The organism is Mesorhizobium sp. MC2-1-1 (assembly GCF_057597255.1).
Window position 1 is genome coordinate 1,016,933 of sequence record NZ_CP195205.1, and the last position, 25,295, is coordinate 1,042,227.

The 25,295-nt window shown below is 66.1% G+C and carries 25 protein-coding genes and 1 pseudogene; 11 read left to right on the forward strand and 15 right to left on the reverse strand.

What is annotated here, in order from left to right:
* Window positions 1–598 precede the first annotated feature (598 nt).
* Entirely contained in the window at window positions 599–952 is a 354-nt protein-coding gene (locus ACR64R_RS05090; RefSeq protein WP_487360597.1) for a cupin domain-containing protein, read from the forward strand.
* A gap of 23 nt (window positions 953–975) precedes the next feature.
* Here the strand turns inward: ACR64R_RS05090 and ACR64R_RS05095 are convergent.
* From ACR64R_RS05095 to ACR64R_RS05115, 5 genes and pseudogenes are all read right to left on the reverse strand, one after another.
* Window positions 976–2,962: pseudogene (locus ACR64R_RS05095) on the reverse strand (acyltransferase family protein).
* Window positions 2,963–3,085: 123 nt separating this feature from the next.
* Complete coding sequence (locus ACR64R_RS05100; RefSeq protein WP_487360598.1) at window positions 3,086–3,307, reverse strand: alkylphosphonate utilization protein; 222 nt, start codon at window positions 3,305–3,307, stop codon at window positions 3,086–3,088.
* A gap of 189 nt (window positions 3,308–3,496) precedes the next feature.
* Window positions 3,497–3,982, reverse strand: coding sequence for a RidA family protein (locus ACR64R_RS05105; protein ID WP_487360599.1), 486 nt, complete (start codon window positions 3,980–3,982; stop codon window positions 3,497–3,499).
* Between the two features lie 297 nt (window positions 3,983–4,279).
* Window positions 4,280–4,510: a hypothetical protein gene (locus ACR64R_RS05110; protein WP_487360600.1), complete on the reverse strand. Its 231-nt coding sequence runs from the start codon at window positions 4,508–4,510 to the stop codon at window positions 4,280–4,282.
* A 28-nt stretch (window positions 4,511–4,538) separates the two neighbouring features.
* Window positions 4,539–4,781, reverse strand: a complete 243-nt coding sequence (locus tag ACR64R_RS05115; RefSeq protein WP_487360601.1) for a hypothetical protein — start codon at window positions 4,779–4,781, stop codon at window positions 4,539–4,541.
* Between the two features lie 426 nt (window positions 4,782–5,207).
* Here ACR64R_RS05115 and ACR64R_RS05120 point away from each other — a divergent pair, with 426 nt between their 5' ends.
* Both ACR64R_RS05120 and ACR64R_RS05125 read left to right on the forward strand, forming a co-directional pair.
* Window positions 5,208–6,143: a hypothetical protein gene (locus ACR64R_RS05120; protein ID WP_487360602.1), complete on the forward strand. Its 936-nt coding sequence runs from the start codon at window positions 5,208–5,210 to the stop codon at window positions 6,141–6,143.
* A 913-nt stretch (window positions 6,144–7,056) separates the two neighbouring features.
* On the forward strand, window positions 7,057–7,179 hold the full coding sequence (locus ACR64R_RS05125; protein ID WP_487360603.1) for a hypothetical protein: 123 nt from the start codon (window positions 7,057–7,059) through the stop codon (window positions 7,177–7,179).
* A 441-nt stretch (window positions 7,180–7,620) separates the two neighbouring features.
* Here the strand turns inward: ACR64R_RS05125 and ACR64R_RS05130 are convergent, their stop codons facing one another.
* Window positions 7,621–8,541, reverse strand: coding sequence for a LysR family transcriptional regulator (locus tag ACR64R_RS05130; protein WP_487360604.1), 921 nt, complete (start codon window positions 8,539–8,541; stop codon window positions 7,621–7,623).
* Between the two features lie 133 nt (window positions 8,542–8,674).
* Here ACR64R_RS05130 and ACR64R_RS05135 point away from each other — a divergent pair, with 133 nt between their 5' ends.
* The 3 genes from ACR64R_RS05135 to ACR64R_RS05145 all read left to right on the forward strand — a co-directional run bounded on the left by ACR64R_RS05135 (window position 8,675) and on the right by ACR64R_RS05145 (window position 11,288).
* On the forward strand, window positions 8,675–10,087 hold the full coding sequence (locus ACR64R_RS05135) for an MFS transporter (protein WP_487360605.1): 1,413 nt from the start codon (window positions 8,675–8,677) through the stop codon (window positions 10,085–10,087).
* A gap of 584 nt (window positions 10,088–10,671) precedes the next feature.
* Window positions 10,672–10,866, forward strand: coding sequence for a hypothetical protein (locus tag ACR64R_RS05140; protein WP_487360606.1), 195 nt, complete (start codon window positions 10,672–10,674; stop codon window positions 10,864–10,866).
* 116 nt (window positions 10,867–10,982) lie between these two features.
* A complete protein-coding gene (locus tag ACR64R_RS05145; protein WP_487360607.1) occupies window positions 10,983–11,288 on the forward strand; it encodes a hypothetical protein in 306 nt (101 codons plus the stop codon).
* Window positions 11,289–11,384: 96 nt separating this feature from the next.
* On the opposite strand, the gene ACR64R_RS05150 is transcribed toward ACR64R_RS05145, so the two are convergent.
* From ACR64R_RS05150 to ACR64R_RS05170, 5 genes are all read right to left on the reverse strand, one after another.
* A complete protein-coding gene (locus ACR64R_RS05150; protein ID WP_487360608.1) occupies window positions 11,385–12,227 on the reverse strand; it encodes a slipin family protein in 843 nt (280 codons plus the stop codon).
* A 198-nt stretch (window positions 12,228–12,425) separates the two neighbouring features.
* Entirely contained in the window at window positions 12,426–12,920 is a 495-nt protein-coding gene (locus ACR64R_RS05155; protein ID WP_487360609.1) for a hypothetical protein, read from the reverse strand.
* A gap of 118 nt (window positions 12,921–13,038) precedes the next feature.
* Entirely contained in the window at window positions 13,039–15,333 is a 2,295-nt protein-coding gene (locus ACR64R_RS05160) for a xanthine dehydrogenase family protein molybdopterin-binding subunit (RefSeq protein ID WP_487360610.1), read from the reverse strand.
* Window positions 15,330–16,313, reverse strand: coding sequence for an FAD binding domain-containing protein (locus ACR64R_RS05165; RefSeq protein WP_487360611.1), 984 nt, complete (start codon window positions 16,311–16,313; stop codon window positions 15,330–15,332). The genes ACR64R_RS05160 and ACR64R_RS05165 overlap by 4 nt, the downstream gene beginning before the upstream one ends.
* On the reverse strand, window positions 16,310–16,849 hold the full coding sequence (locus ACR64R_RS05170) for a (2Fe-2S)-binding protein (protein ID WP_487360612.1): 540 nt from the start codon (window positions 16,847–16,849) through the stop codon (window positions 16,310–16,312). Before ACR64R_RS05170 ends, ACR64R_RS05165 begins: the two co-directional genes overlap by 4 nt.
* A 326-nt stretch (window positions 16,850–17,175) precedes the next feature.
* Between ACR64R_RS05170 and ACR64R_RS05175 the strand changes: the two genes are divergently transcribed.
* Complete coding sequence (locus ACR64R_RS05175) at window positions 17,176–17,772, forward strand: TetR/AcrR family transcriptional regulator (RefSeq protein WP_487362379.1); 597 nt, start codon at window positions 17,176–17,178, stop codon at window positions 17,770–17,772.
* A 15-nt stretch (window positions 17,773–17,787) separates the two neighbouring features.
* Here ACR64R_RS05175 and ACR64R_RS05180 read toward each other — a convergent pair whose 3' ends face one another.
* On the reverse strand, window positions 17,788–18,060 hold the full coding sequence (locus tag ACR64R_RS05180) for a hypothetical protein (RefSeq protein ID WP_487360613.1): 273 nt from the start codon (window positions 18,058–18,060) through the stop codon (window positions 17,788–17,790).
* 225 nt (window positions 18,061–18,285) lie between these two features.
* On the opposite strand from ACR64R_RS05180, the gene ACR64R_RS05185 reads away from it, so the two are divergent.
* Window positions 18,286–19,116 (forward strand): aldo/keto reductase, encoded by an 831-nt coding sequence (locus tag ACR64R_RS05185; protein WP_487360614.1) that lies wholly within the window; start codon window positions 18,286–18,288, stop codon window positions 19,114–19,116.
* Between the two features lie 99 nt (window positions 19,117–19,215).
* Here the strand turns inward: ACR64R_RS05185 and ACR64R_RS05190 are convergent, their stop codons facing one another.
* Complete coding sequence (locus ACR64R_RS05190; protein ID WP_487360615.1) at window positions 19,216–19,515, reverse strand: hypothetical protein; 300 nt, start codon at window positions 19,513–19,515, stop codon at window positions 19,216–19,218.
* A 217-nt stretch (window positions 19,516–19,732) separates the two neighbouring features.
* On the opposite strand from ACR64R_RS05190, the gene ACR64R_RS05195 reads away from it, so the two are divergent.
* Window positions 19,733–20,632, forward strand: a complete 900-nt coding sequence (locus ACR64R_RS05195; protein ID WP_487360616.1) for a VOC family protein — start codon at window positions 19,733–19,735, stop codon at window positions 20,630–20,632.
* 39 nt (window positions 20,633–20,671) lie between these two features.
* Window positions 20,672–21,274 (forward strand): sulfotransferase family protein, encoded by a 603-nt coding sequence (locus ACR64R_RS05200; protein WP_487360617.1) that lies wholly within the window; start codon window positions 20,672–20,674, stop codon window positions 21,272–21,274.
* A 147-nt stretch (window positions 21,275–21,421) separates the two neighbouring features.
* On the opposite strand, the gene ACR64R_RS05205 is transcribed toward ACR64R_RS05200, so the two are convergent.
* Together ACR64R_RS05205 and ACR64R_RS05210 are read right to left on the reverse strand one after the other, a co-directional pair.
* Window positions 21,422–22,225, reverse strand: coding sequence for a DUF2270 domain-containing protein (locus ACR64R_RS05205; RefSeq protein WP_487360618.1), 804 nt, complete (start codon window positions 22,223–22,225; stop codon window positions 21,422–21,424).
* 121 nt (window positions 22,226–22,346) lie between these two features.
* Window positions 22,347–22,553: a hypothetical protein gene (locus tag ACR64R_RS05210; protein WP_487360619.1), complete on the reverse strand. Its 207-nt coding sequence runs from the start codon at window positions 22,551–22,553 to the stop codon at window positions 22,347–22,349.
* Between the two features lie 339 nt (window positions 22,554–22,892).
* On the opposite strand from ACR64R_RS05210, the gene ACR64R_RS05215 reads away from it, so the two are divergent.
* Complete coding sequence (locus ACR64R_RS05215; protein WP_487362380.1) at window positions 22,893–25,187, forward strand: cation:proton antiporter domain-containing protein; 2,295 nt, start codon at window positions 22,893–22,895, stop codon at window positions 25,185–25,187.
* Window positions 25,188–25,295 lie beyond the last annotated feature (108 nt).

The following is a 25,295-nucleotide window of genomic DNA, read 5'->3' on the forward strand; positions in this document are numbered from 1 at the left end:
AAGAAAGAAAGACTCGCCGGACCTAACCCTGATGCCCAAAGCCCACAGGCCCGGCGAGATTTATACCTGATCCCCCGATCAGGACCGGCGGGAGGACACCGGCAATCTCTTCAGTGCAAGAAGGGTGCCAGGCATTTGGTCCCGAAACGAAACAACGATGTCCCATGCCAGCGCCTTCGCCACCTTCAGGGATGACGAAAGGCTGTCTCTATGGCATGGACGGTCGGTCGAGTGTTGCTTGCGGGTTACAGCCGATCTCCTCCAGTGGTTGTAAGGTCCACAAGCGAACCGATGAAGCCTTGAAAGGGGGGCACCATGAAGAAGGTCTATGAGAAGCCTGTTTTGGTCAGGCGCGAAAAGCTGAGCGACATCGCCGCAAGGCCACCATCTTCCATCCCAGCTTGATCTGGCATGAGACTGAAAGCCCGCCATCCGGCGGGCTTTTTGATTCATGGGGAATGCGGCTGAGGTGAATCTTCGGCCGCCCGCACTACAAATCGTCGTCACATCGCCTCTCTCTGTCGCATCGCCGCGTGCAACCGATGCCCCCGTCGGCTATGCGGTGGCCTGCCAATCCCGGCAAACCGAGGAGCCTGCAATGACCAGACCCACCATTCTAAAATTCGGCGCCGTCGAGCATGCCGAGGCCGGCGATCTGCCGGGCTGGGTCGTCGTGGAGGGAAGGCCGACCATGCAGACCGCCGTCCAGCACACCAGCGAGGACGGCAAGGTGATGTCCGGCACCTGGCGCGCCTCGCCTGGCACCTACCACGCCACCTATACCGACTATGAATTCGTCCACATGATCGCCGGCTGCATCGTCATCACGCCCGACGGCGGCGAGCCGGTCGAGGTCGGCCCCGGCGACGCCTTCGTGGTCGAGGCAAATTTCAAGGGCACCTGGAAGATCCTCGAGCCGGTGACCAAGCATTTCGTCGTCGTGGTCGGGTGAGGGGCGCCGGCGCTGAAGCTGCTTCAGCGCCCCACCTTCGAAATCACCCTTTTCTCCACCTCCGGCTCCAGCGATTCCGCGAAGGGCGTCGCCATATGGTGCTGGTCGCGGAAGGCGAGCTTGCCGTCGATGAAGACGTGGCAGGTGGTGGCGCCGCAGAAACGGTCGGTGAGGTCGACGTAAGCGGCGTTGGGGATGCTGTCGACGATGTCGCGCTCCACCGCCGCCATCTGGTCGTTGGCGGCATAGGCGCGCGACTGGTCGCAGCGTGAAGGTGTTTCGTCCCGCCACAGCGCGCGCCACGCAGGTGTCGACATTGGCGTTGTTGAACGGCACGTCGCGGATGAAGGCGACCTTGAGCCCGGCCTTGCTGAGGCTGGTGAGGGTCGAGCGCAGGCCGGCCCGCCAGTTTGCGTCCTGGCTGTCGGTGTCGCCGCCACGACCCGCCATCTTGCGCCCGCTGGTCAGCGCCAGCTCCGAGATGACCACGAGCGCCGGCCTTGCCTTGATGATCTCGGCGATCGCCTGCTCGCGCCAGCGGTCGCATTCCACATACGGCCGCTTGAGCTCGGACGACCAGACGCTGATGCGCGAGGCGCGGCAGGAGTTCTTCAGCCAGGTCATCACCCGGTAGCCGTTCTTGCGGCTCGCCTCGATCAGCGGCGTCGACCAATGGTCGGCGTGGGAGTCGCCGAACAGCGCGATGAAGCGCCGGCCGTCGCCGAACACGCAAGGGGCCGGCGTCACCGTCTCGTAGTCCTGCACGCAGCCCGCCCTGGCGCGGGCGGTGGAAGGCTCGGCCGCGCTCGCGGCGATGATGCGCTGCTGCGGATCGAGGTCGCGCACGGCAAGCCTGGCATTGCCATAGGCGGCTGCGACGCCGGTGCCGGTCAGGAGGAGGGCCGGCACCAGCGCCCGCGCCGCATTGGCCGTCAGCCAGCCGTTGCGACGGGTGGGGTTCTCGATGAGATGGTAGCTGAGCGTCGACAGCGCCAGCGTCAGCGCGAGGCAACAGAGCCGCTCGGCTGGCGTCAGCTCCGGCGCCAGCATGCCGGCATAGACGATGACCGGCCAATGCCAGAGATAGAGCGAATAGGAGAGCCTGCCGATCCACTGCAACGGTGGCAGCGCCAGGGCGGCGTTCACCCAACTCGGTTCGGAATTGCGCAAACCGCCGTCCCTGGCGCCGGCCGCTCCCGCCTTGAGCAGAAGGACCGTGCCGGCCACCGGCAGAAGCGCCAGAAAGCCGGGGAAGGGAGCGTCCTCGCTGAAGGTGAGATAAGCGGCCCCGATCATCGTCAGGCCGGCCAGGCTCGACGCCCGCCCCAGCCGCGGACGCTCCTGCAACAGCCGCGCCGGCGCCAACGATGCGAGGCCGCCGGCGGCAAATTCCCATGCGCGCAGCGGCGAGAAATAGAAGGCCCAAGGCTGCGATACGCTCGTCAGCCAGGCGCAGAGGACGAAGGAGATGAAGCCGGCGACGCCGATCGCGATCATGAAGCCGCGCCTGCCCGGTCTCAACCATGCAGCCAGCATCAGGAGCGCCGGCCAGGCGAGATAGAACTGCTCCTCGACCGACAGCGACCAGTAATGGATGAACGGGTTGCTCGTGGCGTCACTGGCGAAATAGTCGAACGACCAGCGGATCAGCCACAGATTGATCATATAGGCCGAGGCGAACATCGCGCCCTTGGAATAAAGCGCCTGTTCCTCCGGCGACAGGATGAGCACGCCGACGGCAAGCGTGGCGGCGATGACGAAAAGCGCCGCCGGCAGCAGGCGCCGCGCGCGCCTTGCATAGAAGCGCAAGAGGTCGAGCCGGCCGGTGTCGGATATCTCGGCGACAAGATGGCGGGTGATCAGATAACCCGAGATGACGAAGAAGATGTCGACGCCGGCGAAGCCGCCCGGCAGCGCCGTAAGGCCGAAATGGTAGGCCACGACACCCGCCACGGCCACCGCCCGCAACCCTTCGATGTCGGGTCGGAAATCCTGCGCCGATGCCGACACGAGTACGAACCTCTTGAATGTTCGTTCGTATCCCGCCTGCGGCAGAGGTTCGGCCCTAGGCGCCGATATCGCAATGCAACAAATCTAACGCAGTGCAACATAAGGGGAGATTGGCCCCGCGGATCACGCCTTCTTCAGGAACTCCGTCTTCAGCACCAGGCCCTTCACCTGCTTGGTATTGCATTCGATCTCGCCGGCATTGCCGTTGAGGCGGATGTTCTTCACCAGCGTGCCGCGCTTGATCGTCTCGGACGTGCCCTTGACCTTGAGATCCTTGATCAGGGTCACGGAGTCGCCATCCTTCAGCGGCGTGCCGTTGCTGTCTTTAACGATTGCGTCCGTCATGGCGGGTCTTTCATTGGCTGGATGGATAAGCAGGTTTTGCAGAAGTGTTCCGCGGTTCTGCGATCACAACCGGCGGAAAAACAAAGGGTCTAAGGCGGAAATTCGTGGGCATCCCGCGAATATCCGCCTGGCGCCCGCCTATCGTGCCGACCATGGCCTGGTCAAGCTGCGCCGGAGCCAGGGTGAGGCTCACCGCCCAACCATCACTTCGGCCTCGATCTCGACCGGGAAATTCAGGGGCAGGGCGGCGACGCCGATGGCCGTGCGGGCATGGCGGCCGATCTGCGGTCCGAAGACTTCGAGGATGAGTTCCGAAAAGCCGTTCATCACCGCCGGCGTTTCGATGAAGCGCAAGGCCGAATTGACCATGCCGTGCACGCGGCACCAGCCGGTGATCCGGTCAAGGCTGCCGAGTTCACGCTTCAGGCTGCCGAGCATCGACAGCCCGACCTTGCGGGCCGACGCTCGCGCCTCGTCCAGCGACACGCTCTCGCCGACGGCGCCGAACGGGCCGGCGGGGGAGCCGTCCGGCTCCTGCGGCCCGTGGCCGGAGATATAGGCGCGGTCGCCGCGCACATTCACCCAGGGAAAGGGCAGCACCATGCCCGGCGGAAGTTTCAAGGGCGGCGGCAGCACGATGCCGAGCGCGGCAAGCTTTTCGTCGGCACCCGGCATGGCATGGCCTCCCTCGTCGCAGCCGCGCCATCGCGGCGCCATGGCCTAAGCTTTCCGGTTCGCCGTCCATTCGTCAAGAACGAGTTGGATGTGAAGAAGGACCCGGGAGGGCCCGGGTCGACACCTGGCTGTGCAGACCGTCGCCCTTTCGATCCGCACGGGGGCACGCGCCGCCCCGCCGGCGGCGCTAGGCCACAGCCCTCGGGCTGGCCCGGCGGCTGTCGGCCGGGCCGTTCGACCATTGCCTTTCCTCGCCGATCCCGGACGGCCGACCGCCATGTGTTCGCCGCTATGGCTCTAGAAATGCAGGTCGAGCGGCTGCGGATAGGCTTGGCCCGGATCCCCGGTCTTCGGCGTCTGGCCCGGCAAAGGCACGACGCCGCCGGTTGCCGTCTGATCGAGCTGCGGCCGGTTCTTCTCGTGGCCGGAATTTGTCTCGGTCGTCAGGACTTTCGTCTTGGCCCCGGCGCCTTGCGTCAGCGCAACCGAGAGGAGAAGCACAGAAAGCGCGGATAGGACGATTCTCATGGCAGCTTCCTTTCCTGGTTTTGCGGCCTCATTGCTTGAACCCCGACGCGTCGAGCAGCGCGACCTGCTTGCCGTCGATGTAGAAGCGTATCGCGTGCGCGTCGTTGTCGACGTCGATGCGCGTAGGCTGCGCGGCCTGCGCCGCCGGCGCCGCTCTGGCGTATTTCGACTGAAATTCTCCCTCCGGCGCGTACATGAACAGCAGCGCCAGCGCGACGCATCCCGCGCCAAACAATAAGAAGGTGAGCGTCGAAGAGGCGGTCGAGGTCATCTGATGGTTCCTTCCTGATGAGGTGGTTCAAAAGTCCGGTTGTTCCCGGACTCTGCGAGTCGGGTTCCGCGATTGCTCGAAAGTCGAGCGTGTCGCTTGCTTACGAAGGAAGGGATGACGTGCTCAATCCCGCATTCAGCGCCTTTTTCATGATAATGATCTGCCCCTAGCCCGCGGTGAGCTTAGCGTCGGCCGCCCGATGACAAAGGCCGGCAGTGTGGAAGGGTGTGGAATTCTCTGGAATTCCAGCAAGATCGGTCTGTGGAAGGTTGGAAAACCGGACGTATGGCCGAGGACGAAGGTCCGGCGCGAACCATCGCGGCGATGCGTATCATCCCGAGTCGACGCCGTGCCGGCGGGCAGCCGCAGCCGGTCATGGGCAGACCGGATTCGACGGAGGGCACGGGTTCCGAGGGGGCGGGTTCGATGGCACAACATATCGCGCAGAAACTGCGGCTGACGTCGGCATTGCTCGGCACTGTGACCCGCAAGGACCTCGCGGCGGCGTTCCGCGCCGTCAACCCCAGGACCGCATTCGACCTCGGCCGCGCCGACAAGTGGCTGCAGGGCAGGGCTAACCCACGCGAGCTGAGCGTCTATGAGGACTGGGCAAGGCTGTTGCGGCTCGAGCAGCCCGGCAAGTGGGTCGCCGAAAGCGACCTGCCAAGCTTCACCGCGGCGCTGTGCGCCCGCCACGGCGTCGACAGGGTCGATCTCGAACGCCACGCCGCGCAGCAGTTCGAGACGGCGTCCTCACATGACGACCGGGCTCGCGGCGTCGCGCTCATCGGCAGCTATGCCTGCTATTCGCGCGCCTGGTCGCCTTACAATCGCGGCCAGCTGATCAGGGGCAGCCTGTCGATCGAGGGAGCGCCGGGCGTACATGGTCTCACCGCCCACTATAGCGAGGCGTTGCCGACCGGCCAGCTCATGCTTGGCGGCCCCGTGACGGCGGCAAAGCGCGGCCTGTACATGCATGTCAGGGAGGTCGGCGGCGATGCCCAGTTCTTCCTAAGCCTGTTCCCGCAGTCGCAACCAGGCAGCGTGCTCGGCGGCTTTATGTGCGGCACGGCCATCATCGGCCCGGAGGTGCAGCCCTCGCTGACCAGGATCCTCATTGTGCGCCTGCGCGAACCGGTCCCCGGGGCCGCCGAATGGGGCGGTTACCTGCAGCCCGACCAGTCGATAACAGCGGATCTGGCGAGGCTGGGCGTCTCCGTCGAGCAGCCGGAGCAGGTCGACCGGCAGCTATCGCGATTCCTGTTTGGGGGCAGCGACGGCGGCGTCCATCAGGTTCCGCCGGCCGAGTTCCGCGCCATCCTCGACATCTTCGATCGCCATTGGTTGCAGCACGCCGGTTAGCCCCCGCCCTATCTGGGTCGCACGGGATCTCGCCGGCCAGCCACAGCCTTACGCTTCCGGTTATAGCGGGCCACCATTGCACGTCGATCACGCAAATGTTCTTTGACGGGAACCCGTTCGCGCTGCGTGTTGCGGGCGCGAAACCTGTGCAAAGGGGTGACATATGAAGAAGACTTACCAGAAGCCGGTGCTGTCGAAGCGCCAGAAGCTTTCGAGCGTCGTGGCAATCCAGGGCTCGGGCCCGGTCTGACGCTTCGCCTTCCTGAACCGGGCGCCCGATAGCCGCATCGTACGGTCCGCCTTTGCCGCCTGGGCTTCGCCCGGCTTCTCGTTCCGATAGGCGCGGAAAGCAGGCGCGGTAGAATGCTCCGGTGCCCTCGATCGGGCTCGAGCAGGCGGTTTCAAGGCTGGAAACAGGCCTGGCCAGGAACGGACGGTGCACCGCGCAGGTGCCCGCCCGTCCGGCGCCGCCGCCAAGCTGCTGAAACCCCGTCCGTCCCCAACAGCAACGGTCATGGCGTGACCAGTGGCTGCGGAATGCCATTGGCGCCGTTTTCTGTCAACGCCGCCGGAGGGTGGCCGGGAAGCGCGTTTTCCTCGTGTCACGGAGCCTTTCGCGACCGTCGCAGAGCAGTTGCGGAGCTGGCGCGAAATGGCGGAATTCCGGGCTTTTTCGGCCGCCGGAAACCGTGTCAGGTATATATGCCTATCTGCTTGAATGGCTGATTTTTCACCGGGTGGTTCCGTTTCTTCAGCCCCGACTTTTTTTGGGTGCAATTCGGCGGTACTGCATTGGCGGCCGGTGGCGCCCGATCTTCTGGCGTAAAGTGCCATCGGAGGCTTCCGTGAGCCGTTTCACGGTGTTCTCGTCAAGGCATGGTAGAATGCCGTGCAGCGAACGGGGGAAGGTGCCATGGCCAACGGGTTGTTCGAGGTTCTCGCCAGGCGGCGGGTGTGGCTGGATCGGGTCGCGTTGGGGCTGCTTGTCTTCCTGGCGACGCTGGTCGCCGCGCTGATGGGCGGCGCCAGCGCCTGATTTCCCGCAAGCGCGGCTCTAAGCCGTAAGCGCCGCGTTGCGGGCTGGAGCGCTCCGGCAATTCCGCAAGACGCCGAACGGCCTAGTCGCGCAGCATTCAAGGGGCTCCATAGCCGCGCAAGCCGGTTCCGTTGCAGGCCTGGCAGGAGACCCGCCGGCCCGGGCAATTGTCACGTACCACCCCCGAGGGACAGCACGCTCCGTCCGACGCCGCTCGCTTTTCGCACTCGAAGACCTTGCCGGCGCCCTGGCATCGGGGACAGGCAAACTTCCTGAATTCGCTCAAGCAAGCCTCCGGCTGTTTTAAGGCGCCCGGCAACGCGCTGACCACGCCACGGGTTCCATCGCGGACGCGGGTTCGCCCCGCATGCGACAGTATATATTAGATACGACTAATGTTCCAGAAATATCGCCTGCAGGGTGTGGTCGCGGAAGGAGATTTTATCCCTCCTCCGGAGGGGCGAGTTTGCGTGCTCCGCCACACACTTCCCTCACCAGCCCGCGCAGCCAGCGATGCGCCGGATCGGCGTCGAGCCTCGGGTGCCACAGCAGCGAGATCGTCAGCGGGGCGAGCTTCACCGGCAGGGCGAAGGTGAACAGCCCATCGCGCAGCGCACCGGTATAGCGCTCCGGCACGGTGGCGACGAGATCCGAGCCACGCGTCAGCGCCAGCGCCTCGGCAAAGCCGCCGACCACCGTGGCGATCGTCCTGGACAGCCCGGCTAGCTCCAGCGCGTCATCCACCGGACCGCGGTCGAGGCCGCGCCTCGATGTCAGTATGTGGCGGGCGGCAGCGAAGCGGGCGGCGGTGATGCGGCCTTCGCTCAACGGATGGCCGGCCCGCGCGACGCCGACGAAGCGATCGCGAAACAGCGCCCGCGCCCGCACCTCCGGCCCGGTCGAGCCGCCGACCACGCCGGTCTCCAGATCCACCGCGCCCTCGCGCATCGGGCCGCTGTCCTTGTCCGGCTTGGGCACGAAGCGCAGTTGCACGCCCGGCGCTTCCCCGGCCACGCGGGCCAGCAGCGCCGGGCCGAAATTCTCGACGAAACCGTCGCTGTTGCGCAGCGTGAAGCTGCGCCTGAGCCGCGCGAGGTCGAGCCGCTCGACCGGCCGCAGCACCGCTTCCGCCTCCTTCACCAGCCGGCCGACCTCGGAACTCAGCTCGAGGGCGCGCGGCGTCGGCACCAGGCCGCGCCCGGCGCGCACCAGAAGCGGATCGCCCGTTGCGTCGCGCAGTCTCGCAAGCGCCCGGCTCATCGCCGAGGGGCTGAGCTTCAGCCGCCGCGCGGCCCCGGCGACGCTGCCTTCGGCAAGCAGCACGTCCAGCGTGACGAGCAGGTTCAGATCGGGTCGCGACATAAGCGCAACCATAGCATGGTTGTCGCTCGATGACATGGCGTTTGCTGCACTGATCGAGTGCAAATGCTGCGCGTTCCGCCATGTCGTCCAGGCGCCTATCTTCACCGGCAATTCAGCCGACGGAGAAGAAATCATGACCGACATCGCCGAAACCCGCGCCGCGCCCGCGAGCCGTTCGACGGCGGGCGCGCTGGCCAGCCTGTCGCTTGCCATGCTCGTCTCCTCGCTCGGCACCAGCATCGCCAATGTCGCACTGCCGACGCTGAGCGCGGCCTTCGCCGCCTCCTTTGAAGCAGTGCAATGGGTGGTGCTCGCCTATCTGCTCGCCATCACCGCGCTGATCGTGGGCGTCGGGCGTCTGGGCGATCTCGTCGGCCGGCGGCTCTTGCTGATCGCCGGGCTGGCGCTGTTCAGCGCCGCCTCCTTCGCCGCCGCGCTCGCGCCGTCGCTGGCGCTGCTTATCGCCGCGCGCGCCGTGCAGGGGCTGGGCGCGGCTGTCATGATGGCGCTGACGATAGCCCTCGTCGGCGAGACGGTGCCGAGGGAGCGCACCGGCAGCGCCATGGGCTTGCTCGGCACCATGTCGGCGATCGGGACGGCGCTCGGGCCTTCGCTCGGCGGCGTGCTGATCGGCGCTCTCGGCTGGCGTTCGATCTTCCTCGCCAGCGGCGCGCTCGGCGCCGTCGCGCTGCTCGCCGCCTGGCGCTTCCTGCGGAGTGACGAAGGAACCGCTCGTGGAAAGGAGAGAGGCAGCTTCGATGCGCTGGGAACGCTGCTGCTCGCCGCCACGCTCGCCGCCTATGCGCTGGCCATGACCATGGGGCGCGGCCATTTCGGCGGTTTGAACGCGGCACTGCTCGGCGCGGCCGCCGCCGGCGCCGCACTCTTCGTCGTCGTCGAGGCCAGGGTGGCGTCGCCCCTGGTCAAGCTCGCGCTGCTGCGCGGTCCGGTACTGGCGCCGAGCCTTGTCATGAACGCGCTGGTCTCGACGGTCATGATGGCGACCCTGGTCGTGGGCCCGTTCTTCCTGTCCCGTGCGCTCGGCCTGAGCGAGGCGGCGACCGGGGCGGTGCTGTCGATCGGCCCCGTGGTCTCGGCGGTCTGCGGCGTCATTGCCGGGCGGATCGTCGACCGGTTCGGCACGGCCGCGATGGTCCTCGCCGGCCTTGTGATGATGGTGGGTGGCTGCGCGGCGCTTGGCCTTCTGCCGGACGTGTTCGGCGTCGCCGGTTACGCGGCTGCGATCATCCTGCTCACGCCGGGCTACCAGCTCTTCCAGGCCGCCAACAACACCGCCGTGATGGCCGATGTCGACGGCGACGAGCGCGGCGTCGTGTCGGGCATGCTCAGCCTGTCGCGCAATCTCGGGCTCGTCACCGGCACCGCGGTCATGGGCGCGGTGTTCGCCTTCGCCGTGGGGTCGGGGAACATCGCGGCCGCGGCTCCCGAGGCGGTCGCCGGCGGAATGCGGTTCACCTTCTTTGCCGCGGCGGTGCTGGTGGCGATCGCAGCGCTGATTGCGATGGCCGGACGGAGGAGCGCCTGATCGCTGTCTTGGACCTCTAGGCTTCCGCGATCGCGTAATTTCGCTGCCGGCCGCGAGGACTATCTTTGCCTGGCGGCGGTGCCCATTCCGCCTTCGGCCGGTGCCTCAGCTACCCCAACCCCCGCCCACTGCGGCACCGGCCTCTCTTGTCGCGCCTGGCAAGGTTTCCGTGGCCGCAAGGTGCTCTGCCTCCATCTCCAGTTCCGTCGGTCGACCGGATCTCATGTGGGTCGCCACCATGTTCGAGCCCGGCCACGTCGTTGCGCGTGTGCCGGCTACCCCAGCAGCAAGCCGGCTATCAGCACGGTGATCAACATCGAGACCGGCACGGCCAGAAGCCAGCGCGCCTCCAAGACACTGTTGCGGTTGTCCATGTCATTGCTCCAGTTGGCAGTCTCGATGCTGCGGGTTCGACGTCGGCAAACGAGAGCGGGAAGCCTTCGTTCCCCCGATCGGGCTAGGGTCTGAGAGCCCTGTCGGACTGAGGTCGGGCAGGCGCGCAAAGAGGGCCGGGCGCCGCAACCAAAGCTCCAGCTTCGCATTTGCAACCGCGCCAATTTCCCGCGCGCCGAAAAGGAGCCGACATGAGCCTCGATAGACCCGTGGACGATGTGGAAGACCAGCCATACGAGCCAGCGGCCTTCGCCAGCAAATACGGCCTGCCGCACCGGCTTGCAAAGACGATGATCGAGGCCAATGGCGGCGGAAGACGCGCCTGCGATGCCGCGGCCACGACTTACCTCCGCTATGTCGCGCTTCGCGGCAAGCGTGGGGACTGAGGCCTGCTTTCGTCCGCCGCCGTCCCGCGTTCGCGACGCAAATCAGCTCGGAACCAAAGCGGCAGGCGGCGGTTTACATCGGCGAAGGGATTAATTCAGCAATTAGGAATAGAACAATGAAAACAGTGATTCTCGCTGCCTTGGCGCTTTGCGTCGCCGCCCCTGCCGTCGCTTCGGCGGCCGAGGCCGATGTCGTCATCAGGACACATCACAGGCATTATTATCATCATCGGCCGACCGTCGTTATCAACGAGGATGGCCACCGTCTGCATCACCGCCATCACGGCACGGTCGCTTTCTACGACAATGGCGAACGCGGCTGGCGTCATCGCCATCACCGCCGTGAAGACACCATTGTCGTCACGAGCATGCACCGGCACCATCACCGCCCCGTCGTTGTCGACGGCGGCTCCGACTACTGAGATACCTGCCGTAGAAGTCAATCGGGCCCGGCTCTTGCGTGATGATGCGCGAGCCGGGCCGCATTTTTGATGCTGCATAGGGTAGACGGCTACGCCCTAAGCCGCGCTTTTGCGCACGCCGGTCTGAACCAGCGCCGCCGCCGGGTTTAGGCTGTCCACCAGCCCGGTCGGGATCAGGATGGTGGCGCCGCGCTCCTTGGTCGTCTCGTAGATGATGTTCATGGCGCGCAACTGCAATGCGGCCGGATGGTCGGCATATGTGTTGGCCGCCTCGACGAATTTGGCCGCCACTTCCGCTTCCGCCGAACCCAGGATAACGCGTGCCTGCTTCTCGCGCTCGGCCTGCGCCTGGCGCGACATGGCGTCCTGCAACGCCACGGGGATGGCGACGTCGCGGATTTCGACCGACATCACGGTGATGCCCCATTGCGCCGTCTTGGCGCCGATGACGTCGCGCAGGTGCTCGTCGGCCGCCTTGCGGTCTGAGAGCAGCGACGACAGCATCGAGGAGCCGATCATCTCGCGCAGCGAGGTCTGCGCCACGCGGTCGATCGCCTCGCGGTAGTTGGTGATCTCCAGCGCCGCCTGGCGCGCGTCATGCACATGCCAGAAGATGACCGCGTCGACATTGACCGGCACGGTGTCCTTGGTCAGCGCCTCCTCGGCGTTGAAGGCGGTGGTCTGGATGCGCTGGTCGATGACGGCCACGACATTGTCGACGACCGGGATGATCATGAACAGGCCGGGGCCGCGCACGCCAAGCAGGTTGCCGGCGCGCAGCACGACGAATCTCTGCCAGGTGTTGGCCATCTTCAGCGAGGTGGCGATCAGCGCCGCGATGACGAAGAACGGCGCGCCCGCCCATGGCCCGGCAAGCACGCCGACGCCGGCGCCGACAAGCGCGAAGACGGCGGTGAGGAAAAGGGTGATCGGATTCATCGAAATAGCTCCTTGTCGCGGCCTTTGGTGGGTCGCGCGATGCCGCAACGGGCCTCGCGAGGAGCGCCGGCGGCCCGCATTGGACCGCCTTGGCCGGCATGTCTGGGATCGATCACGCTTGTCGCGAGGACAATCAACGCCGGCAGCACTCATATGGTGTGGGGCGACGGCGTTCGCCAATAGTGGCTGATCGGCAGCTCAATCCGCTTCGCCGCCCGAGCCTTTCCCGCACGCGGCCAGCACCTTGCCGATCGCTGCACCTGAGCCTTTCAGCGGGAAGCTCGCCGCGCCATACTTATCCGCGCTGACCGTCAGCTCGCCCTTGCCGCGCAGCAGCGAAAGCAGCGGGTCGGCGGGGCCGGAGAGCTCGGCGGTGAAGTAATTGTACATCGCCTCGAGCTGGAGGTTCTTCGTCAGGCTCTTGTCGCCGGCCTTGAAGGTGAAGGAGCCGCTGATGCCGGGCTCCAACTGTCCGCCCGCGGCGCCGAGGTCGTAGCTGAGCACCGGCTTGCCGAAACAGGCGAGCATCAGATGCGCGTCGCCCTTCGGCCCGCCGCAGACCGAAGCCGTCATCACGCTGCCGCCCTCGTCTTCCTCCATCTTGGCCGACCATGCGCAGGACGCGGCATCGGCGGGCAGGGTGGCGGGCAGAGCCGTGAGCAGTGCCAGGGTGAATGCCGATACGCTTTTCATGATCGCTCCCCCGTTGCGGTGGGGAGGAGCATACAGAGATTGGCGAAAGCGTGCGAGCTGCCAATCTCCCCCACCAGGGAGAGATCAGCAGTTCCAGCGCCGGCGGCCGGCCTTCGCCTCAGAGCAGCTTCTCCAGCGTGATCGGGAGATCCCGCACGCGCTTCCCCGTCGCGTGGAACACCGCATTGGCAATCGCCGGCGCGATGCCGACGATCGCGAGTTCCCCGACCCCCTTGCCGCCGAGCGCGGAGGAGTGCGGGTCGGGAATGCCGACCGAGATCGTCTGGATGTCGGGAATGTCGGCATTGGTGGGCAGCATGTAGTCGGCGAGATTGCCGTTGACGATGCGGCCGTGTCGACGGTCGACGATGCCTTCCTCGAGCAGCGCCTGGCCGATGCCCATGATGATGCCGCCCTTCCACTGGCTCTCCGCCAGCTTGGGGTTGTAGAGCCGGCCTGAATCCAGCGCCGACACCACGCGCGACACGCGCACCGTGCCGAAATCCTCGTCCACCCGCACCTCGACGAAATGCGCGCACCAGGAATGGCGCGACCAGTCGCCCTCGGTATGCGGGATCGACTTGGCTATGGTCGTGTAGTTCGCGTAGCGCTCCTGCGGCGTCGTGTTCGCCGGCAGCGTGTCGCCCTTGGCCTCGATCCTGTCGCGGCCGATAGCGGCCATCAGTTCGGCGATCGACAGCTCCGGCCCTTCGCCGCGCGGCGAGGCGATGCGGCCGTCCTTTACCGAAAGCGTGTTCGCCTGCAGCTTCTGGAACGGCGAGCGCGGATCGGAGAGCGCCAGCCCGACCAGCTCGTCCAGCGCCTGGCCGGCCGCCTTGTGGACGGCGCCTGTCATGACGCCGGCCAGCCGTGAGCCGCCGGTGACGCCGGCGCGGGCGAAGTGGGAATCGCCGAGCTTCACCGAGACCCGGCTCACCGGCACGCCGAGCGTTTCGGCGGCGGTCTGCGCCAGGATCGTATAGGTCCCCTGTCCCATGTCGATGGAGGAGCTTTCGACCTCGACCGAGCCGTCGGCGAGGAGCTTCACCACCGCCTCGCCATGCGCGCGCCGCACCGGATAGGTGCCTGCCGCCACGCCCCAGCCGATGAGCTGATGTCCGTCGCGCATCGAGCGCGGCTGAGGCGAGCGTTTCGCCCAGCCGAAGGCTTCGGCGCCTGCCGCGAAGGCCTCGCGCAACTGGCGCGTCGACCACGCCTTCTTCGCGTGCGGGTCCTGTTCGGCATAGTTGATCAGCCGCATCTCCAGCGGATCGATGCCGAGTTCATGGGCGAGCTCGTCGATGGCGCTTTCGATGCCGAAGGCGCTCGGGTTCTCGCCCGGCGCGCGTTTTGCTCCCGGAACCACGGTGTTGACCCGCACGACATTCTGCTTCGAGGAGAAGTTGGGCGTGGCGTACATGATCGAGGTCACGGAGCCGAGCGGCTCGACCCACATGCCGTCGACGGCCGTCTCGTTGACGCCGCGATGCACGATCGACTGGATCTTGCCGTCCCGGTCCGCGCCGATCGCGACGGTCTGCCGGGTTGCCGCGCGGCCGCCATAGGAGGTGAAGTTCTGCGGGCGGCTAAGCATCAGCTTCACCGGCCGGTCGAGCATCCTGGCCGCGGCCGCCGCCACCGCGCTATGCGCCAGGGCCAGCGCCTTGGAGCCGAAGCCGCCGCCGATATAGGGCGACACCAGCCGCACATTCTCGAACGGAACGTCGAACCACTCGGCATAGGTGCGCGCCATGCCGTCCAGCCACTGGCTCGGCTCCCAGACGGTCAGCTCGTCGCCTTGCCAGCGCGCGATCAGCCCGTGCGGCTCCATCGCCGCCTGGAATTCGCGCGGCGTGTTGTAGGCCGCGCAGATGCGCACCGGGGCCTCGGCGAAAGCGGCTTCGGCGTCGCCCCATTCCTTGGTCATGGCGTCGATCGGGATGCCGTCGCCGGCCTTGCCGTCGCTGAGGTCGACGATGGCAGGGGTCTCGTCATACCAGACCTTGACCAGCGCCGCCGCCGCCACCGCCTGCTCGAACGTCTCGGCCACCACCGCCGCGACGTGCTGGCCCGAAAAGGTCACCTCGCGCACGAGCGGCAGGTAGGTCGGCTGCGCCGGCGGGTTGCCGAACCAGTCCGACGCGCCCTTCAGCTCCATGATCGTGTCGGGCGTCAGCACGGCGAGCACGCCGGGAGCGGTCTCGGCGGCGCGCGTGTCGATCGCACTCACCTTGCCGGCGGCTATCGTCGCGCCGACCAGCACTGCATGGACCAGCCCTTCGAGCTGCTGCTCGACGGCGTAATGCGCTGCCCCCGTGATCTTGGCCGGGCCGTCGACGCGCGAGAGGCGCCCGCCGACCGCTTCGAGCCGCGCGCTGTCGGACGCGGCGTGCTTCAAGTCATGAACGGTCATGCCGTCTCTCCCAATTTGAGGATGGCGCGCGCGATCACGCGCGGCGCCAAGGCGATCTTGTAGTGATTGGCGCCATGGTCGACGGCGGCTTCCATGGCGAGCTCGCTCGCCGCGCGGACCGTGTCTTCGGAAAGCAGCTTGCCTTTCAGGGCCTCCTCGACGGCGCGCGCCCGCCATGGCTTGGTGGCGACGCCGCCAAGCGCCACGCGGATGTCGCGGATGGTGCGGCCGTCGCCTTCGAGTTCCAGCCCGACTGCAGCACTTGCCGCCGCGAATTCATAGGACTGGCGGTCGCGCACCTTGAGGTAGGTCGAGCGCCTGGCCGCGGCCGAGCCGGGAATCTCTATGGCCGTGATAACCTCGCCGGGGCGGATGTCATGCTCGCGCTCGGCCGTCGCGCCGGGGGCGAGGATAAAGTCCTCGACCTTGAGCCTGCGCTCGCCGAGATCGACCTCGGCGTCGAAGGCCACCAGCGCCACCGCAAGGTCGCCCGGATAGGTGGCGATGCAGGCCTCGCTGGTGCCGAGCACGGCATGGCCGCGCGTCACGCCGCCGATCGCCGAGCAGCCGCTGCCCGGCTCGCGCTTGTTGCAGGCCGGGAAGTTGGCCGGATCGCGGAAATAGGGGCAGCGCGTGCGCTGCATCAGATTGCCGCCGATGGTCGCCATGTTGCGCAGCTGCGCCGAGGCTGCCTGCCAAAGCGCTTCCGAGACGGCAGGAAAATAGCTCTTCACTTGCGGGTTGTCGGCGACATGGCTCATCCTGGCCAGCGCGCCGATGACGGCACGTTCGGCGCTGACGTCGATGGCGTCGAGCCCTTCGATATGGCTGATGTCGATGACCGTCGCCGGTTCGGCGACGCCGCATTTGGCGAGGTCGACCAGCGTCGTGCCGCCGGCAAGCAGCATGGCGCCGGGCAGGGCGGCGGCGTTGCGCGCGGCCTCGATGCTGTCGGCGCGGAGGTAGGAAAAATCTCTCATGAGCGCAGCTCCTGTGCGGCCTGGCGGACGGCGGCGACGATGTTGGGATAGGCGCCGCAGCGGCAAAGGTTGCCGGCCATGTATTCGCGGATTTCCTCGTCGGAGCCGGCATGGCCTTCGCGGATGCAGGCCACCGCCGACATGATCTGTCCCGGCGTGCAATAGCCGCACTGGAAGGCGTCCTGGTCGAGGAAAGCGGCCTGCACCGCGTTCAGTGTGCCGTCTTTTTCGGCCAGGCCCTCGATGGTGGTTATCTCGCGGCCTTGAGCTTGAGCGGCAAGCGTCAGGCAGGCCAATACGCGCTCGCCGTCGATATGCACGGTGCAGGCGCCGCATTGGCCCTGGTCGCATCCCTTCTTGGTGCCGGTCAGGTGCAGCCGCTCGCGCAACGCGTCGAGCAGGGTGACGCGCGGCTCGATGTCGAGCGCATGGTCGCGGCCGTTGATGGTGAGATGAATGGAAAGCGTCGTGGGACTTGTTTGGCCGTTCGAGGCAAGGCCGTCCTCGGGAGGGTCGATGATGATCTGGCTGGTCATGGGGCGTCGGGCTCCGATTGCTGGACGCTAGGCGGATGGAAATGGGGCTTGGGAGGGGAGGGGCAAGGGTAACAGTTGAGGATGAGGCGGGGCGCGGAAGTCGCTGATCTCCCCCACGAGGGGGGAGATCGGCAGCACCGCCGTCCCGCTCCACCAACCAGGCAAAGCTTTCCGTCCTTGATCTGGTGACATGACGCTTCCCCTGGTTATATGATAAAAGCACTCCACTAAAACGGAGGTGCCTCCGTTTATTTAGCTGGGGTCTGGCCGGTCATGGTTCAACCCCCCATATTGCGTTGGTGGAGAAAAAAGTGCCCGAGCGGGAAATGACAGCCGAAGCGACGCGCGACGCGCCGGCGCAAAAGCCGTTGCGCGCCGATGCGCGGCGCAACCGCGACAGGCTGGTCGAGGTGGCAGCGCAGGCTTTCGCCACTGACGGCGTCGATGCCTCGCTGGAGGACATCGCCAGGCGGGCAGGGGTCGGCATCGGCACGCTCTACCGGCATTTCCCGACGCGCGAGCATCTCGTCGAGGTGGTCTACCGCCGCGAGGTGGAAGGGCTCTGCCAGGCGGCCGACGAACTGGCGCACCAGCACCCGGCCGATGTCGCGCTGGAGCTATGGATGCAGCGCTTCGTCGATTATATCGGCACCAAGCGCGGCCTCGCCACCAGCCTGCGCCTGCTGCTCACCACCAACTCGACGCTGTTCTCCGACACCTCGGGCCGCGTCTCGGGCGCCATGCGGCGCCTGATCGAGGCCGCCGCCGCCGCGGGCAAGATCCGCGCGGACGTGGACGCCTCCGATGTCATGCATGCGCTGGGCGGCATCTACTCCGCGCCGAACACGCCCGACTGGCGGGACCGCTCCGTCCGGCTGGTGAAGCTGCTCATGGATGGGCTGCGGTTCGGGGCGAAAGGATAGGAGCCGGCGAGGCGGCTATCCCTTTTCTTCCACCAGGATGACCAGGGATTCGGGCACCACGCCGTCGAACTCCATGGCGTCGCCGGCTGCTTTGCTCTTCATCAGGGCCGCCAGCTTGTCCATATCCGGAACGTCCATCATTACGGCCACCCGGTCACGATTCTGCGGATCGACGAAGGTGCGAATGTTGGTTATTCCGAGCGGTCCGAATATCTCCTTGCGCTTCGTTGAGCTGAGCCAGTGCTTGGCGCCTTTTTTGATGTCGTGGTGTCCGATGACAGTTGGCATGAGATCCTCCCGTGGCGATGCCGGCAGGCCGAAACGACCGCCTTTTTGCGATCTGCCGTCGGTCAATCAGCGCCTTTTCAATTGACCTGTCAATTAGCGATTGCTGATGGAACGGAGCCGCCCGGGAGGCAGCAGAGGGCTCATTTTCCTCGCGACATCAACTCGTCGTCGCTTAGCCGCACACTACATAGGCGCAGCCAACCCACCTCGTAGAAGGACGTACGCATGCCCGAACAACTGACATTGAACGACGCCGCCACCATCCCGCAGATCGGGCTCGGCGTGTGGCAGGTCGATCCGGACATCACCGCCAAGGTCGTGCGCTGGGGCATCGAGGCCGGTTACCGCCTCATCGACACCGCCGAGGGCTATCGCAACGAGGAAGGCGTCGGCGAGGCGATCCGCGCCGCCGGCGTGCCGAGGGGCGAGCTGTTCATCACCTCCAAGCTGCGCAACGGCGCGCATCAGCGGGACGCGGCCTTGCGCGCTTTCGACGACACGATGCAAAAACTCGGCATCGACCGGATCGACCTCTTCCTCATTCACTGGCCGGTGCCTGCCCAAGACAAATATGTCGAGGCCTGGAAGACGCTGGTCGAGCTGAAGCAGGCCGGCCGCATCAAGTCGGTCGGCGTGTCGAACTTCAACCAGGATCATCTGGAGCGCATCATCGGCGAGACCGGCGTGACGCCCGTCGTCAACCAGATCGAACTCCACCCGCGCTTCCAGCAGCGCGACAAGCGCGAATTCCACAGGAAGCACAACATCCACATCGAAAGCTGGAGCCCGCTGGGCAGCGGCCGGCTGCTGGCCGATCCGACGCTGGAGGCAATCGCGAAAAAGCACGGCAAGTCGGTGGCTCAGGTCGTCATCCGCTGGCATTTGCAGGAAGGGCTGATCGTCATCCCGAAGTCGATCCACCAGGAGCGCATCGCCGGCAATTTTGACGTCTTCGGTTTCGAGCTGGACGCGGACGACATACGGACCATCCGCGGCATGGACAGCGCCGACGGCCGCACGGGGCCGGACCCGGCCACGGCGGCGTTCTTGTTCTGAAGGCTTGGCGTCTTTCCCCGTCGGGCGAGGGAGCGCCAGCGACGGAGCTGCCAATCTCCCCCTTGTGGGGAAGATGTCCGGCAGGGCGGAGAAGGGAGCTTAAATCCCTTCTCCATCCACCAGGGGAACGTCGTCGCCTTCCCAGGGCGTGGGCATCGATCCACGCCCCGCGCTCGGAAGCGGCATCCAGCACCGCAACTCAGGCTCGGCATATTCGACCACGCGGCCGGGCGAGGAGTCGGATGCCCGCCAGCCTTCCTCGCCGAACTGGTCCGCGCGCGACCAGTAGGCCATGTCGACCTCGGCCGGTCCCTGCTCGGAGGCGCGCACCGTTACCAGGATACGGCTGCCGTCCCGCGGCGCGCTCGCCATGTTGCGCCAGTGGTCGGTGTCGTCCATGCGAAGTCCTCCTGCTGAGAGCATTCCAGGAAAGTGCGTGACGGTTGGGTTCGGCGATCTCGCCGTAACCTTCCGCCCCGAGCCACCTCAAAACAAATCGTCGTCGGCGATAGTCGCCGCCCTCCGGGGAGGGGTCAACCCGAACTTGGCGCGAGACAGCCATTTCATTAACAGCTAATATCTAAGCCGACCGCAATCGGATATCGGATGGACGACGATGGACTTAGGATTGCTGTCTCAGGCCACCCGTCTCGGGCCGGTCCATCTCAGGGTGACCGACATTCCGGCAGCCTTGACCGTCTGGCGCGACACGCTCGGGCTCGCGCTGTTGAACGAGGACGGCGCCATTGCGGAGCTCGGCGCCGGCGGCCGGGTCCTGATCGTGCTCCATGCCGGCGCGGAAGTGCCCCTGCCGTGGAAGTCGCGCGATCTCTTCCATGTCGCCATCCATGTCACGACCCGCCGTGACCTTGCGCATACGGCCGCCCGCCTGAAGGCGTCAGGACTAAGATACAGCGCCCAGGACCACCTTATTTCGGAATCGCTCTATGTCTCCGATCCGTCGGGCAACGGCATCGAGATCTGCTTCGACACGCCGCAGCGCTTCCTGCGCCGCGAGATATCGCCCGACGGCCACGTGGCGCTGATCGCCCTCGACGGGAGCGCGCATTCCGGGCTGGAACCGCTGGACGTTTCGGGCTTGCTGCGCAATCTCGGCGATTCCGGCCATGTCGAGCCGAAGATGGCGCACGACGCCTTCATCGGCCACATTCATCTGCGCGCCCGCGCGCCCGAGACGCTGATGGGATTCTATCTCGGCGTGCTCGGCTTCCAGCCGCATATCCAGTCGCGGACCTTCGGCATGTTCGACTGCGGCACCGAGCGCCGGGCGCATATGATCGCCTTCAACATCTGGGCGCGCGACGAGCTGCGCGAGCCGCCGCCGAATGCCGCCGGCCTCGACCATTTCACCGTCGAGCTCGCTTCCGCGCGGGAACTGGCCGACGTGGTGCAGCGGCTCGAAGGGGCCAGGGTCCCGGCGACACGGCATGGCGACATGGTCGCGGTTGCCGATCCGGAGGGCAACCGCTTGCGGCTCCTCGTCGAGGAAGGTTGATCCGCGGCAATTCAACGAGGCAAAGGTAGAGGAGGGGAAATGTCGCTGACAGTGATAGGAACCGGCTTTGGCCGGACGGGCACGGATTCGATGCGCGAGGCACTGACCATGCTTGGCTTCGGCCCCTGCCATCACATGTATGAAGTGATGGAGCATGCGCAGCAGAAGCGGCTCTGGCGGGGACTTGCCAAGGGTGAGCGGCCAGACTGGGACCAGCTCTTTGCCGGCTACAAGTCCTGCGTCGACTGGCCGTCGGCATATTACTGGCGCGATCTGATCCAGGCCTACCCCAAGGCGCGGGTCATCCTCACCTGGCGTTCGCCGGAAAGCTGGTGGGAGAGTTTCCAGAATACCATCCTGCCCGCCATTGCCGACAGCAAGGACCAGGACTCGCTCGGCGTAGCGCTTGTCGCCAAGCAGGTCTTCGGTGGCCGCCCGCAGGATCGCGCGCATGCAATTCGCGTCTACGAAGCCAATGTCCAGGCCGTGCTCAACACCGTGCCGGCGGAGAGACTTCTGATCCACAAGCTCGGCGATGGCTGGGGGCCGCTCTGCGCCCATCTCGGCGTCCCCGTGCCGGACGAGCCCTATCCCGCGCGCAACACCACGCAGGAGTTCCGCGCTGCGCTTTCGCCACAGTGAAGGGCGCAGGTCGGGATTGGCGAGTAGGTTGGGATTGGGCAGTAGGCAGTAGGCAGTAGGCAGTAGGCAGTAGGCAGTAGGCAGTAGAGGGCGTCCGCGCCGTTCTGGCTTTCCAACTTCCTGCTGCCTGATCCCTGCTGCCTTCCCTCACACATGCACGTCGCCGAAGGACAACTCGCCGTCATCGGCCCGGATGAGGAAAGCTGCGGCGAGCAGCACGAGATAGCAGATGATCACGCCACTGAACACGACAATGCCGGGTACCGGCCCCAGTGTCGCTACCCGGAACGTGTCGACGAGCGAAGCGCCGAAGCCGATGGGCGAGCCGTCGCGAGACAGGCTGGGCGTGGTGATCTTCAGGATCCAGGCAAGCAGCAGGATCGTGTACATGAAGATGTAGTTGCGGCGCAGGCGGCGGATCAGCGCCGCGCGCTGCGAGATCAGGAAACGCGGCGAGCGCAGGCCTTCGCCGAGGATGGCCAGCCAGTTGGACGCATAGTCAGGCTGCGGGGAAAACACCTGCGCGAAGTAATAGCGTTCGAACTGCCGCACGCGGGCGCGATAGACATCGAAGAAGCGGTAGCGCCGCGCCTCGATCCACAAGAGCAGCGTTATCAGGAGCATGGCGAACAACAGCACGCCATGATGCGCGGAAGGCGTCGACAGCGACACCGACAGCATCGCCGCAACCACCGTGATGGCCCAGTTGCTGGTGCGGTCGAGCCGGTCGCGCCAGCCCGCCATGCGCGCGATCTCGGCGCGGTGGAAATGCGACAGCGTCGTGGTGAATTCGGAAGAACTGAGTTTCAGCGCCAGCGTGTCGGAAGCGCGCGGCGGCGTACCAGCCTCACTCGACTTCGTCGGCGTAGCCACATGAGTGGACTTTGCAGCCGCCCCGGCGTGCCTGGCATGCTCGGTCTTTGCGGATTCTGCGGCTTTCGTCTGGGCCATTCTGTGCCATGCGCCTCCCCGCTATGGCCGGCCGTATTTCGAGTCCCGGAACAGCCGGCCACAGCCAAGATACCACAACGTGTGGCCGGCCGGAATGTTCCCGCCTTTTCAGGCGGATAGCTCAGGATGCAAGTGGTGGAAGGCCGCCATTCGCGCGCCGCGGAAAGGGCAGCACATCGGCCATCGGCCTGGCATGCTGGGCCGCTGCCACCGCCTCGATGACAAGGTCGAGCGCAGCAAGCGCCGCGCGGCTCGTTTCATCGTCACCGCGCAGGTAATGGCACGCCCGGTCGAGGTGCAGGTGGGCGGCGGCATAGTCGCTTTTCATTAGCTTCTCCTTATTGCCCGCCTCGGCGCGAACATCGCCGAGTCGATTTACCGCGAAGCAAACATCGGCGATCGCATTTGATTAGAATTGTAGGGAGTGGTTCCTCGCCTTTGCGGAGCAGGGGAAAGGTCTGTGCGAAGCGGACTTAGAGAGGCAGCTCGAAGGGCGCGCGTGTCTTTAGGCCGCGCCTTCGCCGCTCGAATCGTCGCTTCCATCTCCCTCCCGACTTGACCGATCCAGCCATCCCCGCTTGCATGGGGACGAGGAAAGCCTTGCAACCGATCCGCGCGTCAAACCGTTATGGCCACGCGGGGAATGAGGGGTGCATATTTGTCCAACATGCTCAATCGGCGCCGGTCGCTGCCGGTCTGGATCGCGCTTGGTGCAGTGGCGCTTGCCCTGATGCCGGCCGTCGCGTTCGCCGCCGAGAAGAAAGGCATGTCGTCGGAAGGCATTTTCGTCGCCGAGCTCATCCTGCTTCTGGTGGTCGGCCGCGGCATAGGCGAGGTGCTGGAAACGCTCGGGCAGCCGGCCGTCATGGGTCAGCTGATCGGCGGCATCCTGCTCGGCCCATCGCTGCTCGGCTGGGTCTGGCCGGAGGCCGAGCGGCTGATCTTCGCCGGCGACGCCTCGCAGAAATCGATGATCAGCGCCATCGCCCAACTCGGCGTTCTGATGCTGCTCCTGCTCACCGGCATGGAGACGGACCTGAAGCTCGTGCGCCGCGTCGGCCGCGCCTGCTTCTCCATCTCGGCCGCGGGCGTGGCGGTGCCGTTCGCCCTCGGCTTCGCGGCCGCGCATTTCATGCCGGACACGCTGCTTGCCGCGGGCAGCGAGCGGATCGTCGCCGGGCTGTTCCTCGGCACCGCGCTCTCCATCTCCTCGGTCAAGATCGTCGCCATGGTGGTGCGCGACATGAATTTCATGCGCCGCAACCTCGGGCAGATCATCGTCTCTTCCGCCATCATCGAGGACACGATCGGCTGGGTCATCATCGCCATCACGATCGGCATCGCCGCCAAGGGGCGCGTCGAGATCGGCAGCCTGGCCTTCACCGTCCTCGGCGTCGCCGCGTTCATGGCGTTTTCCTTCACGCTCGGGCGCCGCATCGTCTTCGACGCCATTCGCTGGACCAACGACACCTTCCGTTCGGAATATGCGGTCGTCACCGTCATCCTCGCCATCATGGGCGCCATGGCGCTGATCACCGACCTGATCGGCGTGCATACCGTTCTCGGCGCCTTCGTCGCCGGCATATTGGTGGGCGAGTCGCCGATCCTGTCGCGCCACATCGAAGGGCAACTGAGAGGGATCATCACGGCGCTTTTCATGCCGGTGTTCTTCGGCGTCGCCGGCCTGTCCGCAGACCTCACCGTGCTGATCGATCCGCAGCTCGCGCTGCTCACCGTCGCGCTGGTCGTCATCGCCTCGATCGGCAAGTTCGGCGGCGCCTTCATCGGCGCGGAAGTCGCCGGCATGACCCGCGCCGAGGGTATTGCGGTGGGTTGCGGCATGAATGCGCGCGGCTCCACGGAGGTCATCGTCGCCTCGATCGGCCTGTCGATGGGGGTGCTCTCGCACAACCTCTTCACAATGATCGTCACCATGGCCGTCATCACCACCTTGATCATGCCGCCGACCTTGCGCTGGGCACTGCGCCGCCTGCCGATGAGCGAGAGCGAGAAGAAGCGCCTGGAGCGCGAGGAGATGGACCAGCGCGGCTTCGTCGCCAACGTTGAGCGGCTTCTGGTGGTGGTCGACGAAGGCGTCGTCGGCCGCTTCGCCGCCTATCTCGCCGGCCTCATCGGCGCCGGCAAGCCGACGACCGTGCTGCATTCCCGCGGCGAGACCGAGGCCGAGCCGACCGAGGGCCTGCACCTGGACGAGATCGAGAAGGGCGCCGAGGACAGCCGCGAGGCGGCGAAGAAGAGCGATGAAGCAACGGTGCGCGAAACACCCGTCACCAGGCGCCAGCATGGCGAGCTCTCGGCCGAGACGGTCGCCAGGGAGGCGCGCAAGGGCTACGGCATGCTGCTGGTCGGCCTCGGCCGCGCGGTCACCCCCAAGGGCGGCTTCTCGCACCGGCTGAATGAAGTCGCCGGCGCCTTCGACGGGCCGCTCTGCCTGGTCCTGAAGCCGGCGAGCGCCGGTCGCCAGATGCCGCAACTCGGACCCGGCTCGGGCAAGATCCTGGTGCCCGTCAACGGCACGGCGGTCGCCCGCCGCGGCGCCGAACTGGCGCTGGCCATCGCAACCGTCACCGGTGCGCCGGTCAAGATGCTCTATGTCGCCAGGGCCGGCCGCGACCAGCCGCGCGACACCGTCTCTCATCGTCGCAGGGAAGCGGTTTTGAAGGACATCGTCGCCCTTGCCGACCGCTATGGCGTCGAGATCGAGACCGCCATCAGAAGCCGGGCGGCGGCCGCAGACGCCATCGCCCGCCAGGCCGGCCGCAACGCGGCGTTGATCGTGATGGGCGTGTCGCGGCGGCAGGGCGAGGAGCTGATCTTCGGCGAGACGACGACCGCCGTCCTGCGACGCAGCCCATGCCCGGTGGTGCTGATCTCCGACGAGCGGGTCAAGCGCGACGAAAGCGATCGCGAGGCCGTGCGCACCGGCACTGGGACCGGGTGAGGAAGTTAGAGCAATTCCAGGAAAAGTGTGAGCGGTTTTCCGTCCGGAATTGCTTGAAAACAATGAGATAGAGCGGTTCGCCGTTTCTATGAAACGGTGAAACGCTCC

What these genes read in the sequence shown, in the direction of transcription:
- ACR64R_RS05090 (WP_487360597.1), top strand. Translation starts at nt 599, where the DNA reads ATGACCAGACCCACCATTCTAAAATTCGGCGCCGTCGAGCATGCCGAG.
- ACR64R_RS05100 (WP_487360598.1), bottom strand. Translation starts at nt 3,307, where the DNA reads ATGACGGACGCAATCGTTAAAGACAGCAACGGCACGCCGCTGAAGGAT.
- ACR64R_RS05105 (WP_487360599.1), bottom strand. Translation starts at nt 3,982, where the DNA reads ATGCCGGGTGCCGACGAAAAGCTTGCCGCGCTCGGCATCGTGCTGCCG.
- ACR64R_RS05110 (WP_487360600.1), bottom strand. Translation starts at nt 4,510, where the DNA reads ATGAGAATCGTCCTATCCGCGCTTTCTGTGCTTCTCCTCTCGGTTGCG.
- ACR64R_RS05115 (WP_487360601.1), bottom strand. Translation starts at nt 4,781, where the DNA reads ATGACCTCGACCGCCTCTTCGACGCTCACCTTCTTATTGTTTGGCGCG.
- ACR64R_RS05120 (WP_487360602.1), top strand. Translation starts at nt 5,208, where the DNA reads ATGGCACAACATATCGCGCAGAAACTGCGGCTGACGTCGGCATTGCTC.
- ACR64R_RS05125 (WP_487360603.1), top strand. Translation starts at nt 7,057, where the DNA reads ATGGCCAACGGGTTGTTCGAGGTTCTCGCCAGGCGGCGGGTGTGGCTG.
- ACR64R_RS05130 (WP_487360604.1), bottom strand. Translation starts at nt 8,541, where the DNA reads ATGTCGCGACCCGATCTGAACCTGCTCGTCACGCTGGACGTGCTGCTT.
- ACR64R_RS05135 (WP_487360605.1), top strand. Translation starts at nt 8,675, where the DNA reads ATGACCGACATCGCCGAAACCCGCGCCGCGCCCGCGAGCCGTTCGACG.
- ACR64R_RS05140 (WP_487360606.1), top strand. Translation starts at nt 10,672, where the DNA reads ATGAGCCTCGATAGACCCGTGGACGATGTGGAAGACCAGCCATACGAG.
- ACR64R_RS05145 (WP_487360607.1), top strand. Translation starts at nt 10,983, where the DNA reads ATGAAAACAGTGATTCTCGCTGCCTTGGCGCTTTGCGTCGCCGCCCCT.
- ACR64R_RS05150 (WP_487360608.1), bottom strand. Translation starts at nt 12,227, where the DNA reads ATGAATCCGATCACCCTTTTCCTCACCGCCGTCTTCGCGCTTGTCGGC.
- ACR64R_RS05155 (WP_487360609.1), bottom strand. Translation starts at nt 12,920, where the DNA reads ATGAAAAGCGTATCGGCATTCACCCTGGCACTGCTCACGGCTCTGCCC.
- ACR64R_RS05160 (WP_487360610.1), bottom strand. Translation starts at nt 15,333, where the DNA reads ATGACCGTTCATGACTTGAAGCACGCCGCGTCCGACAGCGCGCGGCTC.
- ACR64R_RS05165 (WP_487360611.1), bottom strand. Translation starts at nt 16,313, where the DNA reads ATGAGAGATTTTTCCTACCTCCGCGCCGACAGCATCGAGGCCGCGCGC.
- ACR64R_RS05170 (WP_487360612.1), bottom strand. Translation starts at nt 16,849, where the DNA reads ATGACCAGCCAGATCATCATCGACCCTCCCGAGGACGGCCTTGCCTCG.
- ACR64R_RS05175 (WP_487362379.1), top strand. Translation starts at nt 17,176, where the DNA reads ATGACAGCCGAAGCGACGCGCGACGCGCCGGCGCAAAAGCCGTTGCGC.
- ACR64R_RS05180 (WP_487360613.1), bottom strand. Translation starts at nt 18,060, where the DNA reads ATGCCAACTGTCATCGGACACCACGACATCAAAAAAGGCGCCAAGCAC.
- ACR64R_RS05185 (WP_487360614.1), top strand. Translation starts at nt 18,286, where the DNA reads ATGCCCGAACAACTGACATTGAACGACGCCGCCACCATCCCGCAGATC.
- ACR64R_RS05190 (WP_487360615.1), bottom strand. Translation starts at nt 19,515, where the DNA reads ATGGACGACACCGACCACTGGCGCAACATGGCGAGCGCGCCGCGGGAC.
- ACR64R_RS05195 (WP_487360616.1), top strand. Translation starts at nt 19,733, where the DNA reads ATGGACTTAGGATTGCTGTCTCAGGCCACCCGTCTCGGGCCGGTCCAT.
- ACR64R_RS05200 (WP_487360617.1), top strand. Translation starts at nt 20,672, where the DNA reads ATGTCGCTGACAGTGATAGGAACCGGCTTTGGCCGGACGGGCACGGAT.
- ACR64R_RS05205 (WP_487360618.1), bottom strand. Translation starts at nt 22,225, where the DNA reads ATGGCCCAGACGAAAGCCGCAGAATCCGCAAAGACCGAGCATGCCAGG.
- ACR64R_RS05210 (WP_487360619.1), bottom strand. Translation starts at nt 22,553, where the DNA reads ATGAAAAGCGACTATGCCGCCGCCCACCTGCACCTCGACCGGGCGTGC.
- ACR64R_RS05215 (WP_487362380.1), top strand. Translation starts at nt 22,893, where the DNA reads ATGCTCAATCGGCGCCGGTCGCTGCCGGTCTGGATCGCGCTTGGTGCA.